Below are 17,171 nucleotides of genomic sequence, written 5' to 3'. Positions count from 1 at the left end.
ACCCCTTGTTATTGTGCGGCCAGATCGGCACCCGCTGCGGTAGCCAGGCGTACACCGCCCTGCCCCACCAGCACCAACTGACCCTTGTCACCGGCTGCCACGGCGGCCAGGGACTGACGATCCGGACGATTGAACAGACTGAAGCTGCGTCCACCATCGTCGCTGCGCAGCACGCTGCCGCCATTGCCGACGATCACCAGCGAGCCATCGGCCAGGCGCGCACCGCCGGACAGGCCGAACTCCAGCGGGCCGTTACCGGCTCTTTGCAGGGGAATCTGCTGCCAGCTATCACCGAAATCGGTGGAGCGGAACAGGTGACCACGCAGGCCGTAAGCGAGCAAGGTAGCCGGCTGATCAGTGCCCATGACACCGAACAGCGATCCCTCGTAGGGTGGCTCCTCGATACGCTCCCAGGTCTCGCCCCAGTCAGCCGAGCGGAACATCACGCCCATCTCGCCGACCACGAACAACCCACTATCCTTGACCGCCGCGATGGCGTTGAGATGGTAAGCGTCCTCGTTGTCCAGGCGATCACTGATGTCTTCCCAGCTCTTGCCGCCATCGAGGGTTTGCAAAAGCGCACCATAGGCGCCGACCGCGAAGCCGGTCTGCAGATCCTTGAACCAGACGTCGAGTAATGGCGCTTCGCGCTCCAGATCCTCGAATTGCTTGGTCCAGGTTTGACCACCATCGGTGGTCGCAAGAATCTGCGCATCGTGACCGACGGCCCAGCCGTGCTGATCATCGACGAAGTACAGGGCGGTGAGCATCTGCCGGGTCGGCACCTTGGCCTGAACCCAGTTCTGCCCCAGATCATCCGAATAGAGGATATGGCCACGGTCGCCAACAGCGACGAGCCGTTTGCCGGTGTTGACCACATCGAGCAGCAGGCTGTGCAGCGCCTTGGGCGACTCGATGGCGAATACGGAAGGTGCAGCGGAGGTTTCTGCGTGCAACGGCATGGCACCAAGGGCCAGCAAGGACATCACACCGCACAGCGAGAGCGCTCGGGTCAGCGGCGAATGAAAACGGAGCGTCAGCTGGCGTTCCTGATTGGACGCACGGCTGCATGGGGTGCGCCGCATGACGGGCTCACTCATAGATTTCCCCCTTTTTGTTATAGGCGGTACTGTCAGTTGACAGACAGCCCATCCTAGCGAGCTTCGGAAAGCCCTGACAATCGGTGCGACGTTATGTTTTGTTAAGGCAAACCCGCGTGATTGAGCGCTATTCGTCAGGCTGATACGAAAAGGCCGCTACTACTGTAGCGGCCTTTTCCTTCAACTACATCGCAATCAGCGTGTACCACGGCGACGCAGGGCGGCCGGTTTGAAGTAACCGTCGTCCGGAATCGGCTGGCTGAAGTCGATGGTGCTGTTCTCCTCGTTGTCGAGGTTCTGCACGTGGTAACGACGCGCCTGCAGATCGTGGAACACGTCGAGCGCCGTCCAGGTGGTCGGCAGGTCGTAGTAGTTCTTCAGGTAGGCGATGGATACGCGCCACAGCTCGCCACGGCCGTCGTACTGATCGACCACAGCGGCTTGCCAGCTGTCCTCGTCGAGGAACAGGGTGCGCTTGGAGTAGATGTGGCGGGCGCCGGATTTCAGCGTGCCCTCGACGACCCAGACGCGGTGCAGTTCGTTGCGGGTGTATGCCGGGTTGATATGGCCAACCTGCAGCAGATCCTTGTACTTAACCTCGGGGCTGGTGACCTTGTAGTTGTTGTACGGGATGTAGATTTCCTTCTTGCCCACCAGCTTCCAGTCATAACGATCCGGCGCGCCGTTGAACATGTCGGTGTCGTCGGCGGTACGCAGGCCGTCGGCGGCAGCGATCGGGGTGTCATAGGCCAGGTTCGGGGCGCGACGTACGCGGCGCTGACCGGCGTTGTAACCCCAGGCCTGACGCGGCTCCTTGACCTGATCCAGGGTCTCGTGCACCAGCACCGCACCACCGGCCAGACGTGCCGGGCTGGTGGTGAAGGACAGGTAGTAGAACATGATGTTGTTCAGGCCAGCGAACGAGCCGTTCTGCACGTAGTACTTGAACAGCGCTTCCTGCTGCGAGGTCACCAGGGTGTAGGCACCATTGCGCTGTACCGCGACTTCCGAAGCACGACGCACCACGTAGGTACCCCGGTAGCGGGCGATGTGGTTCCAGAGCGCCTCGACACCGCTCTGCGGGATCGGGAACGGGATGCCGCCATAGGCATCGGTGAAGCCGTTGCCACCATCGACCAGCTTGGCCGTGGTCGCGTTCTTGATGGTGTTGTCATAGACCCACTGCGGCGCGGAACCGGAGCGACGGGTCTGGTAGACCGGCATCTGGTAGGTGTCCGGATAGGCCTTGAACAGGGCGATCTGGCCCGGAGTCAGATTGGCCTCGTACTGGCTCAGGTTGGCCGCGGTGATGGTGAACAGCGGCTTGTCTTGCGGGAACGGGTCGACGTGGTGATGACCCGAACCTTGATAGCCAGCCGGGGCCTGGGTGATACCGCCAGTCCATTCCGGGATGGTGCCAGCGGCATTGCCGGCTTTTTCGGCACCGAAAGGAGTCAGGGTAGTGCCGAGCTTGGCCGCATCCTGAGAGGAAACGGCAGCCATTGCGCTACCGGCAGAAAATGCCAGGGCAACGGCTACAGCCATGAGCCTGCGCTTGATCAGCATGGTATTTCTCCGTGAGGGATTGCAGCCGGGCGCACCTGGCGCCCGGCCCTTTTCTGTTTATAAGGCTTAGAAGGAGTACTTGACGTTGACGCCGATGTTGTCGCGGTCACGCATCGCGTTGTTCTGGCCGGCGCCATAGAACTCGGTGTACTGAATCTCGGCTTCCAGGCTGCTCAGGTAGCTGGCACGCAGACCCAGGGTGTAGGCCTTGCGGCCTTCGACGAAGTTGCCGGTCTGATGCGAGTTACCTTCGAAGTCGTGCTTGAACACGGCGAACGGCGACAGGTTGACCCCTGCGTAAACGTCATTCCAGGTACCCGACATCATCAGGGTGTAGCCGTAGGCGTTCTTGTTGACCTGATCGTCGCGATCGTAGCCAGAGATGTAGGAGCCATTACCACGACCAGCGAAGTAGCGGTTACCGGTCGGCGAGCTGTACTGCAGGCTGTCGCCGCGCAGGTGCTCGGAGGCCAGTTCGGCAATACCGAACAACGAGTCGAAGCTCATGGTCGGGCCAAAGTTGTAGATGGTACCCAGCGAGGTATTGAAGGCCTCTACACGCTTGTAGTTATGGATCTGGTCGCCCAGCTGCACCTGCTGACCACCGATATTGACGACCTGGCCGTTTGCCAGCTGCGGAGCCTGGGTCAACAGATCACCCAGCAGGTCGTTGGTAGCTGCGATGCCGATCGGCAGATTGGGGCGATAGGCCAGCTCACCGAATACCGAGGCATTGCCCACGGTGGTGTTGAAGCTCATACCATACATACGGACGTCTTCGGCGTACTCGCGGCGAGCGTTGACTTGGTTGGCTACGTCGATGGTTGCGAGGCCGCCTGCAGCATTGGTCGCAGCGCTACCCAACTGAGTCTGATACTGCCCAAGAATCGCCTGCTCGGTTGGTATGCTACCCAGCGTAGTACCATCCGCACCTGCACTGATGATGCTGTCCAGCATCCCAGCAGTAAATGCCGGGTTTATATTCTGCTGTACGCCAGCAACTACACCCTGACGAACTAAAGGATCCAACTGAGCGCCTGCAGCAGCGCCGATAGCCGCAAGATCCAGCCCCTCATAAGCGCCCAAATCCGCGTAGATGGTCGGCTCTTTAGCGTGATAATTGACGAAGTAGAAGCCGAACTCAGTGGAGTTGAGCTCTTCCGCGATATAACGGAAAGCGACACCAAACTGGCCATCATTCTTTGCGTTGATGTCGGGGCCGACACTCGCAACTTTGATGTTGCCATTTGCATCAACGGTTCGCCCACCCTGTAGTCCACCTGCCCCAGCGTTGCTAAGGCCGGAGTACAAGCCCGCCAAGGGGGTCAGTCGAGGCTGAGTGGAATAGGCAGTATTGCCGCCATCCGCAAACAGATCGGTCTCGGAGAAGTAGGTGCCCACCGGATCGATAGCCGATTCTTTCCAGTTGAACTGATAGAAAGTCTCCATCGACAGGTTGTCGGTCAGGCCGATGTTGAAGCTCAGCGCCTCAACCGGCACCAGCACTTCCTTCACTTCCGAGCCCGGCAGGCGGAACTTGGCAGCGTCCACCGGGTTGGTGGTGTTGATGCCGCCGCGATAGAACAGGCCTTCACCCCAGTTGAACACCTGACGACCCAGGCGACCGGTGACCGGCATCTCGGCGACATCCCAGTTGCCGTAAACATAGGCATCGAGAATCTGCGCGTCACGACCTGCCTTGTGGCGGGTTTCATAGGTGAAGCTGCTATCGCGCGGGTAACTCTGGCTCGGCTGGGCCGGGGAGTTGGCGTCGTAATAGTCGTTGCGCTTGTCCATGATCTGGGTGTCATAGAACGCCGTGCCACGAACGAACATGCCGTAGTTCTGGTAGGACATTTCCAGATCGGAAGTCACCTTGAACACTTCGGAAACCAGGCCGGTATCGAAGTTACGGTTACCGTCATTGGTGTTGATGTCGTCGTTGGTCTTGTCCTGGCCCTGGACGCGCCACAGCTGGCCGTAGGAAACCGTGGTATCGATGGAGCCGGTCACTTCGTTGTCGGCGAAGCTGAATTCCACAGCCTGCGCCTGAACGGCCACCAGCAGCGGCAGCACACCAGCGAAAGCGAAGCCGGCCTTGGCCGGCGCGAAACGCAAAATGGGTTTACGGGTGGTGATTTCCATCGAGACATTACTCCGCGGGTAGTTCTTTTTGTGGGCCCATGATCAGTGGGCGCTTTGGACCGCACTGCGGCGGCTTGATCGATCCGATTCATTGTTATTTGTCCGTCAGCCCTCGAAGGCCACTCGAACCAAGCGTCGCTGACGCTGCAACCATGATGCCAAATCAAACGTTCGTATTAGCGCCAGGACGCATGCCAGAGCCTGTCCGTATCAATGACAGGTGTGACTGATCATTCACTGACCAATCAGCCAGTTTTTTCTGTCGAGACGCCGATTATTGTCCGACGATCCGACAGCCTTCCCCCTCCTCATCATGCTTTAGCGCGATTCGCAGTCACGAGAAACTGCGCGGGTCAAGCGCCAGCCCCCAACCTTAAGCGAGCAGGACGTATTTCGCTCGTAAGCTTATTCGATTAGGTAACAAAAAAGTGTTACCAGTCAGAGACCGGTAACACTTTCTCGAATTGCAGCGCGGGGTAGCGGCTAACGAATCAGGCGAGGCTCTTGCTCACCACTTCGTAGACATCGCTGGACAGCTCACCGGAGGCGAGAATGCGCTCCAGCTCGACCTTCATCAGTGCCTGGCGAGCTGGCGCGTACTTGCGCCAGCGGGTCAGCGGCGCCAGCAGGCGCGAGGCAATCTGCGGGTTGAGGGCGTTGAGGGTGATCACCTGATCAGCCAGGAAGCGATAGCCCGACCCATCGGCCTGATGGAAGTTGATCAGGTTCTGGTTGGCGAAGGCGCCGATCAGCGCGCGCACCTTGTTCGGGTTCTTCAGGGTAAAGGCTTCATGCTGCATCAGCGCCTGTACGCGGGCCAGGCCGCCCGGCAGGGTGCTGGACGCCTGCACGCTGAACCACTGATCCATGACCAGCGCGTTGTCCTTGAAGAACTCGGCGAAGCTCGCCAGCGCCTGGCTGCGCTCGACCTCGAACGGTGAGTTGACCAGCACCGCCAGCGCGGTCAGGCGTTCGGTCATGTTGTCAGCGCTATCGAACTGCTCGACGCAGGCCGCCAGCACTTCAGGCTTCTCGCTGAGCATCAGGTAGGACAGTGCGATGTTCTGCAAACTGCGACGGGCGAAGTGCGCAGCCTCGGCCACATATGGCGTGGTTTTGGAGATTTCGCGGTTGGCCTGGTAACGCGCGAGCAGCGGTGCATAGAGCGCATCCGCCAGTTGCAGGCGGGCGAACTCACGCGCGGCGTGGATGGCCTCGACATCGGCCACTTCGCTGATCTCGGTGAGATAGGCTTCGCCCGGCAGCGAGAGCATCTCGGCGACCATCGCCTGATCCAGCGAATCGTCTTCCAGCAAGGTGCGCAGCGCGGCGACCAGGCGCTGATCGAGCATCATCTCCTCACCACGCTGGTACTGGCCGATCAGTTCCTGCAATACCTGCACGGACAACTGCTGGCCGGCCTCCCAGCGGTTGAAACCGTCGCTGTCGTGCTGCATAAGGAACATCAGTTGGTCGCGGCTGTAGGGGAAGCTCAGCTTGACCGGCGCGCTGAAGCCGCGCAGCAGGGACGGCAGCGGTTGCTCGGCGATGCCTTCGAAGATGAAGGTCTGCTCGGCTTCGGTTACCGACAGTACGCGGCTGGTGCCCTGTGCGGCGCTTTCACCCGGCAGGCGCAGCGGCAGCTCGTTGCCCTTGGCATCGAGCAGGCCGAGTGCCACGGGAATCACGAACGGCAGCTTCTCGCTCTGCCCCGGCGTCGCCGGGCAACTCTGGCGGAAGGTCAGGCTGTAGGTCTGTGCGGCGGCATCATAGTCTTCGCTGACTGCCAGGCGCGGCGTGCCGGCCTGGGTGTACCAGCGCTTGAACTGGGTCAGGTCGATGCCACTGGCATCCTCCATGGCCTTGACGAAGTCATCGCAGGTCACGGCCTGGCCGTCGTGGCGCTCGAAGTACAGATCCGAGCCCTTGCGGAACAGCTCCGGCCCGAGCAGGGTGTGAATCATGCGCAGCACTTCGGCACCCTTCTCGTAGATGGTCAGGGTGTAGAAGTTGGAGATTTCCATGTACGCATCCGGGCGCACCGGGTGAGCCATGGGGCCGGCGTCCTCGGCGAACTGGTGGGTGCGCAGGTAGGCCACGTCCTCGATGCGTTTGACCGTGCGCGAGTGGGTGTCGGCAGAGAACTCGCTGTCGCGGAACACGGTGAAGCCTTCCTTGAGCGACAGCTGGAACCAGTCGCGGCAGGTCACGCGGTTGCCCGACCAGTTGTGGAAGTACTCGTGCGCCACCACCGCTTCAACGCGCTGATGCGCGGCATCGGTGGCGGTCTCGGCCTTGGCCAGCACGCAGCTGGAGTTGAAGATGTTGAGGCCCTTGTTCTCCATGGCGCCCATGTTGAAGTCGTTGACCGCAACGATCATGAAGATGTCCAGGTCGTATTCGCGGCCGTAAACCTCCTCGTCCCACTTCATCGAGCGCTTGAGGCTGTCCATGGCGTGCTGCACCTTGTCGATGTTTTCCGGCTCGACATAGATGCGCAGCGCCACTTCACGGTTGCTCATGGTGGTGAAGCTGTCTTCCACGCACCAGAGATCACCGGCGACCAGGGCGAACAGGTAGGCCGGCTTCTTGAACGGGTCTTCCCAGGTCGCCCAATGACGACCGCCCTCCTCGCTGCCGCTGGCAATCGGGTTGCCGTTGGACAAGAGCACCGGGTAGGCATGCTGCTCGGCGCTGACCGTGGTGGTGAACGTGCTCATCACGTCCGGGCGGTCGAGGTAGAAAGTGATCTTGCGGAAACCCTCGGCCTCGCACTGGGTGCAGAACATGCCGCTGGACTTGTACAGCCCCTCCAGTGCGGTGTTGCTTTCCGGGTGGATGCGTACCGTGCTGTCGACTACAAAGCTGTCTTGCGTCGGCTGCAGGGTCAGATGGCTGTCGGTCAGGGTGTAATCGCCCGCGCTCAGCTCACGGTCGTCGAGCTTGAGGTGCAACAGTTCAAGCTGCTGGCCATCCAGTACGAGCTTGGGCAAGCCGGCGCCCGCCTCCGGGTTGCGCCGCATTACGAGCTGCGCATGCACCAGGCTGTGATCCTCGAACAGCTCGAAGGTCAGGTGGGTCTCGTCGATCAGGTAATCGGGAACCTGATAGTCCTTCAGGTAGATAGTCTTGGATTGTTCGGTGCGCATGGCTCTTGGCCTCTCGTCTGCGGCGCCTCGGGCGCCGGTGGCAATCGGGTGTCAGGCGGCGATCTCGTGGATGGCCAACTGATAGGCGGTGTACTTGCGGATATTGATCACGCCGGTGTCGAACATCAGGTACTGGCCCTTGATACCGAGCAGGGTACCTTCGGCCAGGGGCAACTTGTCCAGGTTGAAGCTGCTGATCTTGGCCGGGTAGGCCTCGATGGGATAGCGAATTTCCAGCACCTCGGCAGCGGACAGCGGCTGAATGGCCTGCAGGCCGAAGCGCTGCTGCAGCTCGCTGATGCCCGCGCCACAGCTGTCGAACAGTTGCTCACGAATCGCCAGCAGATCGACCGGCGCGGCGTCGCCCTTGAGCAGCGCGCGCCAGTTGGTCTTGTCCGCCACCTGGCTACGCAACAGATCTTCGACGAAGCCGGACTGCTGCCGGGTGGCCACGCGCAAAATGGGCAATGCCTGGGTCGCGCCCTGGTCGATCCAGCGCGTCGGCACCTGAGTGGCGCGGGTGATGCCAACCTTCACGCCACTGGAGTTGGCCAGGTAGACGATGTGGTCGGTCATGCAGAACTGCTCGCCCCAGCTCGGCTCGCGGCAGGTGCCGGCGTCGTAGTGACACTTCTCCGGACTCATGATGCAGACGTCGCACTGCGCCAGCTTCTGCATGCAGGGGTAGCAGTAGCCCTGGCTGAAACTGGTCTTGGTCTTGCGCCCGCAATGGCTGCAATGGATGGCGCCGAGGTATTCCAGGCGCAGGTGCTTGCCCACCAGCGGATTGACCGGCACCTCCTCATCGCCCAGGCGAAAGGCGTACTGCACCGGCGCATCCAGATGCGCCTTCATCTTGCTCAGCGAGCCACGTCCCAACTCAGCCATCAGTGCAGGGTATCCGAAGAGCTGAACAGCAGGTTCGGTACCGGCTCGGACTTGGACTTGCACGCTTGCTCACCCATGTAGCCGGTGCGCTCTTCCTCGGGCAGGTTCTGCATTTCCCAGGCGATCATCGCCTGCAGGCTCAGCTCCTTCTGCTCCTGAGTCAGCTTGCGGCCGTCTGGCCATTTGCCGATTTCCACGGCCAGCTTGAGGCTCTCGTAGATTTCCGGGGTGATGTTTTCAATCGCATCGAGAAAGGACGACATACAGGTCTCCAGATAAATCGTAGGGCGGGTGAAACCCGCCGAAACACTGAAGAGGCGGGTTGTACCCGCCCTACAGGTCTAAAGTCGGATCAAGCGCTACGTCGGGCCAGCATACCGCCAAGCAGCCCGGTCAGGCAGCCGGTGAGCAGGCCACCGACATGCGCGCCGTTGGCAATGGCACCCACACCCAGCGTTTCGAAGATGCCGGTCATGCAGACCACCAGCCAGATCAGCATCATCACCAGCACGCCGGGCGGCAAACGATACGCAGCGTTAGGCGCCAGACGCTGGTAGATCCAGCAATGCCCGAGCAGGCCGTAAAGCACGCCGGACAAACCACCGAACAACGACGGGCCGGCCCACCAGTATTGGGCGAAGTTCGACGCCAGGCCGAACAGCAGGGTCAGCCCGAGCAAACCGACGGCGCCCTGGCGAAACTCGATACGCCGCCCCAGCTCCCAGTACCACAGGCTGTTCATCGCCAGGTGCAGCCAGCCGAAATGGATCAGCATCGGCGTGATCAGCCGCCACCACTGGCCGCTGCTCAGGGTCGCATCCAGGTAATTGAGGTAGAGGCTTTCACCGTCGATACGAAAGTCGACGAAGCTCAGCCAGCGGATCGCGGAAAAATTCTCGCCTGCCAGGGTCACAGCGAAGACGATAAAGGTCGCCAAAAGCACCAGCGCCGTGACCGGACTGCGGCGCAGCTGGCTGAAGAAGCTCTCCCGCACAGGCGCAACGCTTGCCGGCAACTCGGCGCCGGCATCGCCCTGCGGGTGACGGGCATACAGTTCGCGCACCTGCACGGCGAGTTCTTCGCCAGGTACCCACAACACCTGCTCACCACCCTCTTCCGCCACCCGGTGCGGCACGCGCAAACGTTGCAGCAGCGCGACGAATCCGCTCAGATCGGTATCCAGCGGTGCCCGTAGTACAACGATAGCCGTCATCGCGGCGCCTCCTGCGGGTCGACGTCGACCCAGACGAATTTAGCCGCATCCAGACGCGTTTCCTGATCCAGGCGGTAAGCCACCAGCCGGCCGCCCACCACTGCGCTGTAATCCAGGCAGGCCAGGTTGGGCCGAATCGGCGCGGGTTTGCCACGTCGCCAGTAGTGGCCGACGAACAGCAGCGGTTCGTGCGCGCCATAGCGCAGCAACTCGTCCTTCTGCAGTTCGGTGAGCGGCGTCTGCGCGGCAAGTTCCGGCAGGGCATCGGGCTGGAAGACGATATCGCCATAGGTCTGCGGGTCTTCTTCCCAGAACTTGGTGCGGAAATAGGAACGGGTGAAACCGTCACCACTGGTCAGGGTCAGGCCGTGCGGCAGGCGCATGTCGGTGCCGCGCAGCAGGCGATCCAGCGCCATGTTGGCAAAGCTGCCGGGCACGGCGGAGGCCTGGAGGAAATGCTCGTCGATGCAGCCATCGGGGAATTGCGCCTGCAATGGCGCGATCAGTTCGGCATCCCAGCAGGCATGTACGACGCGGAAGCGCCCGGCGTCGAGGAACAACGGCATCTCGTAGAACCAGCGCAGGAATTCGCGCCATTCCTGCGGATGGGCCTCGAACTGCGCCAATGTCTCGCGCATCAGGCGCTGATGCCGTGGGCTGTGATCACGCACGTACTGGCGGCCACTACCCGGCGGCGCCGGCGTGCTCCAACCCAAGGCGTTGAATTCGTGGTTGCCCATGATGCACAGCGCCTGGCCGGCGCTGACCATATCGTGCACTAGGTGCAGGGCTTCGCGAATGCCGGGGCCGCGGTCGACCAGGTCACCGAGGAAGATCACCATGCGCGTCGGATGGCGCCACACACCGCTCTGCCGGCTGTAACCCAGGCGTTCGAGCAGGCGTTCGAGGGTGCGCGCACAACCGTGGATATCACCGATCAGGTCATAGCCACGATGGGGGTCGAGGGACATTCAGTCCTGCCCTCCCAGGCGGCTGCCCCAACCCAGCTTGGTGCGGCAGACCTCGTAGTAGTTGTGATCCAGCGGATGGATCAGGCGCAACTTCTGCGCCTTCTTGGCCACGTGCAGAGTGTCGCCCGGCGCGCAGGTGAAATGGTTCTGACCATCGCAGGACACCTGCGGGTAAATGGTCATGTCCGCCGACACCACCACCTTCAGCTCGCTGTTGCCGTCGACCACGATGGGCCGGCTGGACAGGGTGTGCGGGTACATCGGCACCACCACGATGGCGTCGAGCTTGGGGTGCATGATCGGCCCGCCAGCGGACAGCGCATAGGCGGTCGAGCCGGTGGGCGTGGCGACGATCAGGCCGTCGGCCTTCTGGCTGCAGACGAACTGGCCATCGATGTACAGCTCGAACTCGATCATCCGCGTCGACTTGCCGGGGTGCAGGACTACATCATTGAGCGCGTCGCCCTGGCCGATGGCCTCGCCCTGACGGCGCACTTCGGCCTCGAGCAGGAAGCGATTTTCGGTCAGGTATTGCCCTTCGAGCACCTGCGCCACCTTGAGTTCAAGCTCGTCAGGGCGGATGTCGGTGAGAAAGCCCAGGCTGCCACGGTTGATCCCCAGCACCGGCACCTTGTGCCGCGCCAGGGCGCGCGCTGCGCCGAGCATGCTGCCATCGCCGCCGACGACGATGACCAGGTCGCAGACCTCGCCGAGCATCTTGCGCGACGAGGTCTGCAGGCCGTGGCCGGGCAGCAGGTCGGCGATGGTGTCTTCGAGGATCACATGCAGATGGCGGTCGATCAGAAAGCGCTTGAGCCGCCGCACGGTTTCCAGCACCCGCGTGCTACCCAGGCGCCCGATGATGCCGACATTGCGAAATTGCTCCATGGGACTCCCGCCAGACAGATAAGAAACGAACAGGGATTATCGGCCAAAGCTCTGGGCCGCAGCAAACCGCGCTATGCTCGGGCCCATGATAGCCACCTCCTTGTTGCAAGCGCTGCACACGCCTGCCGTGCGCGATCTGGTCTGGACGCTGCTGTCGCCGCCCTTGCTGAGCCAGACTGCCAGACCGCAACGCCATCCGCTGCAGGCCAGCCGCTGGCACCGTGAGCCCGAACGCCTGCTCGACTGGCTGCATGAGCAGGATCGCGCGCCCGACGAGTTGCTGGCCTGGCTGGCGCACAAGCCGGCCCATCGCCTCGGCCTGTATTACGAGCGGCTCTGGCAATTCGCCCTGCGCGCCGCGCCTGACGTGGACGTCGTTGCCTACAACCTGCCGATTCGCCAGAACGGGCAGACGCTGGGCGAGCTGGATCTGCTGCTGCGCGACGACGAAGGCGAGCACCACCTGGAGCTGGCGGTGAAGTTCTACCTCGGCCCCAGCGATGGCAACGGTGGCGATGCAGCGCGCTGGCTCGGCCCCGGTAGCCACGACCGCCTCGATCTCAAGCTCACTCACCTGGCCCAGCACCAGCTTCCGCTGTCCTCACGGCGCGAGGCGCGCAGCGTTTTGCACGATGTGCAGATGAACGCAACGACAGCGGCCTTCTGGCTGGGCGGCTACCTGTTCCAACCCTGGCCGCAAGGCTGCACACCACCGAACGGCGCCAATCCCGCGCACCTGCGCGGCCAGTGGCTGCATCGGCGCGATTGGGCCACCTTCACGGCGCCTCATCCTGATGCCTGCTGGCAACCGCTACCCAGGCTGGCCTGGCTGGCGCCTGCACGGGTGAACGCCAGCGAGCGCTGGTCAGGCGAGACTTTTCAGCCATGGCTGGACACGCTAGCGGCACAGGCCGGCGCGCACCTGCTGGTGCGCCTGGAAGAGGATCAGGCAGGCGCCTGGCAGGAGGTGGAGCGGGTGTTTCTGGTCAGCGACCAGTGGCCAGAGGCCTGAGCCAGTTCAGCGGCTGCGCTCGGTACGCCCACCCGAACGCGCCAGATAGCCCGCGCCACTCTCGCACAGCAGCGCATCGCGCTGTACCGCTGGCAGGGCATCGAGCCCGTCACGCAGGGCATAGACGCTATAGCCGAGCTGCGTCAGCAGGAACACCGCACTGGCGCTGCGTTTGCCGCTGTCGCAGTAGCACAGGTAGGTACGCGAGCGATCCAGCAAACGGGCTTTCAGGCGCAGCAGTTGCAACGGCATGTGCAACGACTCCAGGGCATGCGCCCGCTCGTATTCTTCCTGCAGGCGCACATCCAGCCACTGCCCGCCCTGGCTGAGCAGCCGCGAGGCTTCACCCAGTGACACTTCGGCCACCACCGGCGCCTTGAGCAGGGCGAAGAAGTCCTGGCGATCGAGGCGCAGCACGCTGCCCTCTTCGATCATGGTCACCGTTGCGTTGCGCGGACGGTCCGACAGCAGCGCTTCTTCACCGAAGCAGGCACCCACTTCCAGCTCGGCCAGCACCTGGCTATCGCTGCCGGCGCCACGCATCACCTCGGCACGACCACTGCGCAGGAAAAAGCAGCAATCCCCCGCCTCACCCTCGGCCAGTACCTGACTGCCGGCGGGTAGCTCCAGGCGCTGCAGGCGGGCCAGCATGGCCTGGATATTGGCCGGCGGCACCTTGGCGAACAGCGGATTTTCCAGCAGTTGTTCGAGCCATTCGACCTCTTCACCGCCCTGCTCCAGCGCCAGCAGCAGATCCTGATAGCTCAGGCGCCAGGTCAGCATGCGGTTGAGCACGACACTGTCGATCGCCAGCACGCTGGCATCGGTGATGGCCATGGCCTCATGCAGACGTGGCAGGCTGGGCGAAATGGGGTGGCAACTGGCGGCACTGCCCGCCACCAGATGCTGCGGCAGACTATCGCCCTGCAGCGACAGCTCGCCGGCCAGCAGGTAATAAGTCATGCGCGCCTGATCGCCCCGCCGAAACAGCAACTGCCCGGCCAGCAGGGGCTGCGGCACGAGCTGGCCGCGCAATTCACGCCACTGCAGCTCGGAGAGTACGTTGAGCGGCGTCAGGCTGCGCAGTTGTTCAGGGGTGAGCGGGTCGGTCATATGATGGCATCCAGGCTCTGGATTTCAGTGTAGTCAGCGCGCGGGGCAAGCGATGCCCGTCGCCCTTGCAAACCACCGGTATGGACGAAGATCAGGCGGCTGCCGCGAGCAAAGTAACCGGCCTGCACCTGCTGCCGCAATGCCAGCAGTGCCTTGCCGGTATAGAGCGGCTCCAATGGCAGGCCGCCAGCGCGCTCGGTCGCGACGATAAAGGCCACGAGCTCCTCGTCCACCCGCGCAAAGCCGCCACGCGCCGCCTTCAGTAAACGGTAGCCCAGGTCATCCTGCCCGGCTGCCTGCAGCAGAGTACGAACCTGTTCGGGCACGCCGTAGGAGGCCGGCACGGCCAGCGCGCCATGCACCTGTCGCCGCCCCTGCTCGGCCAGCACCAAGCCGGCCAGCGTGGTACCGGTACCGGCAGCCAGCCACCAACCCTGGAAATCCGTCCACCCGAGATCGGCGAGCTGGGCCTCGGCCATCGCCACCAATTGCCGGCACCCCTCGGCGCCGGCGAGCCCCAGCCCACCCTCGTTGATCGCCTGATAGCGCGGATAACGCGCCAGCCACGGCACCCAGAAATCGGCGTCATGGCGCTTGCGGTAATCGCCGTGGCTCAGCCAGTGCAGGCGCATGCCGAAGGCCTGCAGGTCGCGCACGGTCGGCGTGGCCTGCGCATCACCACGCAGCAGACCGACTGTGGCAAAACCGAAACGCCGGCCCGCCGCCGCCAGGGCATGCAAATGATTGGAATGCGCGCCACCCAGGCTGATCACGCCCAGCGCGCCAGCGGCGCTGGCCTCGCGCAACTGCAGTTCGAGCTTGAACCACTTGTTGCCGCTGATCAGCGGATCGATCAGATCCAGGCGCAGACAGGCCAACTCGATGCCAGCGGCGTCGAGCCAATCGAGACGGATGCGTTGCAGCGGCGCGTGGGGCTGCCAGTCAGGTAGCGAGAGCACCAAGATCAGCTGACGGTACGCAGTCGGCTGCTGGCCCTGTGCCGGGAGCAGCAATTGGATTCGCCGACCACGAAGCGACTGGGCGTATCCACCCGGTCGATGGGGATCGCACAGCGCTCACCGCTGGCCAGCGCGGCATCGCAACTGGGCTGCTGATAGTGATCGAGCCAGCGACGATATTGGTCTTCGGAAACGAAGCATTTGGCGGCAGCGTAGGCCATGGGGTTGTCCTGGTAGCGGGCGACATCCTGCAGGGCGATGGTCAGGTGCCCTGCGCCCGGATGATAAACCACGAACACCACGCCCAGCCGGGCCAAACGCTCCAGCACCTGATCCCCGCTCTGGCCGGCGAGGCTGTCACGCTCGGCTTGCAGGCGCGTGATTTGCGCCTGCAACTGCGCCTCGAGTTCGCTGCAATAGGCCAGCTCGACATCGCGCACCGACACCTGCTCGCGGTAATCGGCCACCGCCGCCGCCACCTTGGCCTGCAGCTCGGCCTCGAACTGGGCCCGCAGGATATCGCTCTCGGTACGCCCATGGCGCTGCACCGCCTGCAGTTGCTGGGCCAGTTCCTCCCGACTGCGCTGATAGCTATCGGCCTGCGCCGCCAGTTGCGCCTTGAGGCTGGCGTTGAGTTCCTCCTGCTGCCGCAGTGCCTGCTGCATGCCCTGCAGTTGCGCCCGCAGCCGTGCGGTCTGCTCCTCGGCGGCCAGCTTGAACTTGGCCAGTTCCTCTTCGTGCTGCTGGGCCAGGCTGGCGATGCGTAAGCGCTGCTGCTTGATCAGTTGCGCGGTCTTGGCGCGGTGCTCCTGATCCATCTTCTTGGCCAGTTGCTCGGCCACTTCCTTGGCCGGATCGGCCGCGTACCACTTGTCTTCGGAGGCGACCTGCAAACGCTCGGGGGCCACTGCGGGCGCATCCTCCTCGACCAGCAGGCCAAGCTGATTGCGCTTGACCGCATCGCGCAGCAGCACCAGGTCGTTCTGCCCCGGTGCCAGGCTGGGATCCCACAGATGCATCTGATGCCAGGACACCGGGCACTGACTGCGGCACGCCAGGCGAATCGGCCCGGCGCCCATGTCAGGTCCGCGCCCAGAGCGGTCGGCCAAGTGCTGCAGTGGCAGGTTCCAGCCGCGATCCGGACGGCCGTCCTCGTCGAAGTCGAGATAGAAGAACACCGCCGCCTTGACCATCAGGCGCGGGTTGATGACCGCATAGACCACACGCATCTGCTCGTCGGCGAACTCGGGCATGTTCACCACGCCATCGAGCAAGGCCTCGAACTCCGGGTAGAGCATCTGCTTGCAGATGCCGCGATCGCTGAAGAACATCACGGCTTCCACCATCTGCGGCTTGTTCTGCATGCTCATCGATGCCCCTCTGACCCAACCGGGAAATATGCGCGCACGGCGCCATGCGCCAGGGCAGCATGGGCTCTGGCGCAGACGTCGTCCTTGAGTGATGGGGCAAGTCTAGGGGAAAACGCAACCGCGGCAATGTGACTCGGTTAGCACGAACTCGGCGCGCTGGCGGAGATTGACCGACGGCGGCGCAAAACTGTGATGAATCCGCTATGCAGAGTGGCGGCCAGGGACGTCCGTCAACCCTTGGCCGCCTTCAGAAACGGCGCCAGGCGTTGCGCCATCTCCGCGCCCAGGGCCTGCAGCCCACTCATCGGCCGCACCATCACCTCGAACTCGACGATGCGCCCTGCCTCATCGAAACGGATCATGTCGATGCCCTTCAGCTCACGCTCGCCCACGCGGGCGGAGAACTCCAGCACCACATTGAGGCCATCAGCCGTGGCCAGCTCGCGGTGATAGGCAAAATCCTCGAATACCTGAAGCACGGTATTGAGGATCAGATTGACCGCCTGCGCACCCGGGTACGGGCTGTATGCCATGGGTGAGCGGAACACCGCCTGCGGATGCAGCAACTCGGGCAAGGCGCTGAGATCCTTGGCGGCGATGAGCTGGTGCCAGCGTTCGAGGCTGGCTGCTGCGGCGGGTTGCAATTGTGCGTTGAGGGACATGGGCTTCTCCTTGTTATTGTCAGCCACATAGAACGCGCCCCGCACAAGGCCACTTCTAAAAACTACCTGCGTTGCCATCGTGAGAGGGAACGAGATAAACCCAGGGGAGTCCGTGAGATAAACCTGGGATAGGCC

General features: G+C 62.9%; 14 protein-coding genes. 1 reads left to right on the top strand and 13 read right to left on the bottom strand.

Annotated elements, in window-relative coordinates:
• Window positions 1-8: 8 nt before the first annotated feature.
• The 9 genes from ACODS1_RS21920 to ACODS1_RS21880 all read right to left on the bottom strand — a co-directional run bounded on the left by ACODS1_RS21920 (window position 9) and on the right by ACODS1_RS21880 (window position 11,920).
• Window positions 9-1,100, bottom strand: a complete 1,092-nt coding sequence (locus ACODS1_RS21920) for a WD40/YVTN/BNR-like repeat-containing protein (RefSeq protein ID WP_322979232.1) — start codon at window positions 1,098-1,100, stop codon at window positions 9-11.
• A 195-nt stretch (window positions 1,101-1,295) separates the two neighbouring features.
• A complete protein-coding gene (locus ACODS1_RS21915) occupies window positions 1,296-2,666 on the bottom strand; it encodes a DUF1329 domain-containing protein (protein ID WP_322979233.1) in 1,371 nt (456 codons plus the stop codon).
• Between the two features lie 66 nt (window positions 2,667-2,732).
• Entirely contained in the window at window positions 2,733-4,811 is a 2,079-nt protein-coding gene (locus tag ACODS1_RS21910) for a DUF1302 domain-containing protein (protein ID WP_489087315.1), read from the bottom strand.
• Between the two features lie 491 nt (window positions 4,812-5,302).
• A complete protein-coding gene (pepN, locus tag ACODS1_RS21905; protein WP_489087314.1) occupies window positions 5,303-7,960 on the bottom strand; it encodes an aminopeptidase N in 2,658 nt (885 codons plus the stop codon).
• Between the two features lie 51 nt (window positions 7,961-8,011).
• Complete coding sequence (locus tag ACODS1_RS21900) at window positions 8,012-8,848, bottom strand: DUF2797 domain-containing protein (RefSeq protein ID WP_489087313.1); 837 nt, start codon at window positions 8,846-8,848, stop codon at window positions 8,012-8,014.
• Window positions 8,848-9,111 (bottom strand): YeaC family protein, encoded by a 264-nt coding sequence (locus ACODS1_RS21895; protein ID WP_125880259.1) that lies wholly within the window; start codon window positions 9,109-9,111, stop codon window positions 8,848-8,850. Before ACODS1_RS21895 ends, ACODS1_RS21900 begins: the two co-directional genes overlap by 1 nt.
• A gap of 89 nt (window positions 9,112-9,200) precedes the next feature.
• Window positions 9,201-10,061: a rhomboid family intramembrane serine protease gene (locus tag ACODS1_RS21890; RefSeq protein ID WP_489087312.1), complete on the bottom strand. Its 861-nt coding sequence runs from the start codon at window positions 10,059-10,061 to the stop codon at window positions 9,201-9,203.
• Window positions 10,058-11,032 (bottom strand): metallophosphoesterase, encoded by a 975-nt coding sequence (locus ACODS1_RS21885; RefSeq protein WP_489087311.1) that lies wholly within the window; start codon window positions 11,030-11,032, stop codon window positions 10,058-10,060. Before ACODS1_RS21885 ends, ACODS1_RS21890 begins: the two co-directional genes overlap by 4 nt.
• Window positions 11,033-11,920 carry an NAD(+) kinase gene (locus tag ACODS1_RS21880; RefSeq protein WP_106735531.1) on the bottom strand — a complete coding sequence of 296 codons (888 nt, stop codon included), beginning with the start codon at window positions 11,918-11,920 and terminating at the stop codon, window positions 11,033-11,035.
• An 85-nt stretch (window positions 11,921-12,005) separates the two neighbouring features.
• Here ACODS1_RS21880 and ACODS1_RS21875 point away from each other — a divergent pair, with 85 nt between their 5' ends.
• The gene (locus ACODS1_RS21875) at window positions 12,006-12,932 is read left to right on the top strand and encodes a DUF1853 family protein (RefSeq protein ID WP_489087310.1); all 927 of its coding nucleotides are present in this window, start codon (window positions 12,006-12,008) and stop codon (window positions 12,930-12,932) included.
• Window positions 12,933-12,938: 6 nt separating this feature from the next.
• Here the strand turns inward: ACODS1_RS21875 and ACODS1_RS21870 are convergent, their stop codons facing one another.
• From ACODS1_RS21870 to ACODS1_RS21855, 4 genes are all read right to left on the bottom strand, one after another.
• Entirely contained in the window at window positions 12,939-14,045 is a 1,107-nt protein-coding gene (locus ACODS1_RS21870) for a cyclic nucleotide-binding domain-containing protein (RefSeq protein WP_489087309.1), read from the bottom strand.
• On the bottom strand, window positions 14,042-15,007 hold the full coding sequence (locus tag ACODS1_RS21865; RefSeq protein WP_489087308.1) for a 1-aminocyclopropane-1-carboxylate deaminase/D-cysteine desulfhydrase: 966 nt from the start codon (window positions 15,005-15,007) through the stop codon (window positions 14,042-14,044). Before ACODS1_RS21865 ends, ACODS1_RS21870 begins: the two co-directional genes overlap by 4 nt.
• Before the next feature lie 2 nt (window positions 15,008-15,009).
• Window positions 15,010-16,374, bottom strand: a complete 1,365-nt coding sequence (locus tag ACODS1_RS21860) for a chromosome partitioning protein ParA (protein ID WP_489087307.1) — start codon at window positions 16,372-16,374, stop codon at window positions 15,010-15,012.
• Between the two features lie 230 nt (window positions 16,375-16,604).
• Window positions 16,605-17,036 (bottom strand): nuclear transport factor 2 family protein, encoded by a 432-nt coding sequence (locus ACODS1_RS21855; protein WP_489087306.1) that lies wholly within the window; start codon window positions 17,034-17,036, stop codon window positions 16,605-16,607.
• Window positions 17,037-17,171: the final 135 nt, after the last annotated feature.

The organism is Pseudomonas sp. FG29 (assembly GCF_057809355.1).
This window is presented reverse-complemented; position numbering and strand designations above follow the sequence as displayed.

Excerpts from the sequence above, each read along its gene's own strand:
- ACODS1_RS21920 (WP_322979232.1), bottom strand. The coding sequence starts at position 1,100 with ATGAGTGAGCCCGTCATGCGGCGCACCCCATGCAGCCGTGCGTCCAAT.
- ACODS1_RS21915 (WP_322979233.1), bottom strand. The coding sequence starts at position 2,666 with ATGCTGATCAAGCGCAGGCTCATGGCTGTAGCCGTTGCCCTGGCATTT.
- ACODS1_RS21910 (WP_489087315.1), bottom strand. The coding sequence starts at position 4,811 with ATGGAAATCACCACCCGTAAACCCATTTTGCGTTTCGCGCCGGCCAAG.
- pepN (WP_489087314.1), bottom strand. The coding sequence starts at position 7,960 with ATGCGCACCGAACAATCCAAGACTATCTACCTGAAGGACTATCAGGTT.
- ACODS1_RS21900 (WP_489087313.1), bottom strand. The coding sequence starts at position 8,848 with ATGGCTGAGTTGGGACGTGGCTCGCTGAGCAAGATGAAGGCGCATCTG.
- ACODS1_RS21895 (WP_125880259.1), bottom strand. The coding sequence starts at position 9,111 with ATGTCGTCCTTTCTCGATGCGATTGAAAACATCACCCCGGAAATCTAC.
- ACODS1_RS21890 (WP_489087312.1), bottom strand. The coding sequence starts at position 10,061 with ATGACGGCTATCGTTGTACTACGGGCACCGCTGGATACCGATCTGAGC.
- ACODS1_RS21885 (WP_489087311.1), bottom strand. The coding sequence starts at position 11,032 with ATGTCCCTCGACCCCCATCGTGGCTATGACCTGATCGGTGATATCCAC.
- ACODS1_RS21880 (WP_106735531.1), bottom strand. The coding sequence starts at position 11,920 with ATGGAGCAATTTCGCAATGTCGGCATCATCGGGCGCCTGGGTAGCACG.
- ACODS1_RS21875 (WP_489087310.1), top strand. The coding sequence starts at position 12,006 with ATGATAGCCACCTCCTTGTTGCAAGCGCTGCACACGCCTGCCGTGCGC.
- ACODS1_RS21870 (WP_489087309.1), bottom strand. The coding sequence starts at position 14,045 with ATGACCGACCCGCTCACCCCTGAACAACTGCGCAGCCTGACGCCGCTC.
- ACODS1_RS21860 (WP_489087307.1), bottom strand. The coding sequence starts at position 16,374 with ATGAGCATGCAGAACAAGCCGCAGATGGTGGAAGCCGTGATGTTCTTC.
- ACODS1_RS21855 (WP_489087306.1), bottom strand. The coding sequence starts at position 17,036 with ATGTCCCTCAACGCACAATTGCAACCCGCCGCAGCAGCCAGCCTCGAA.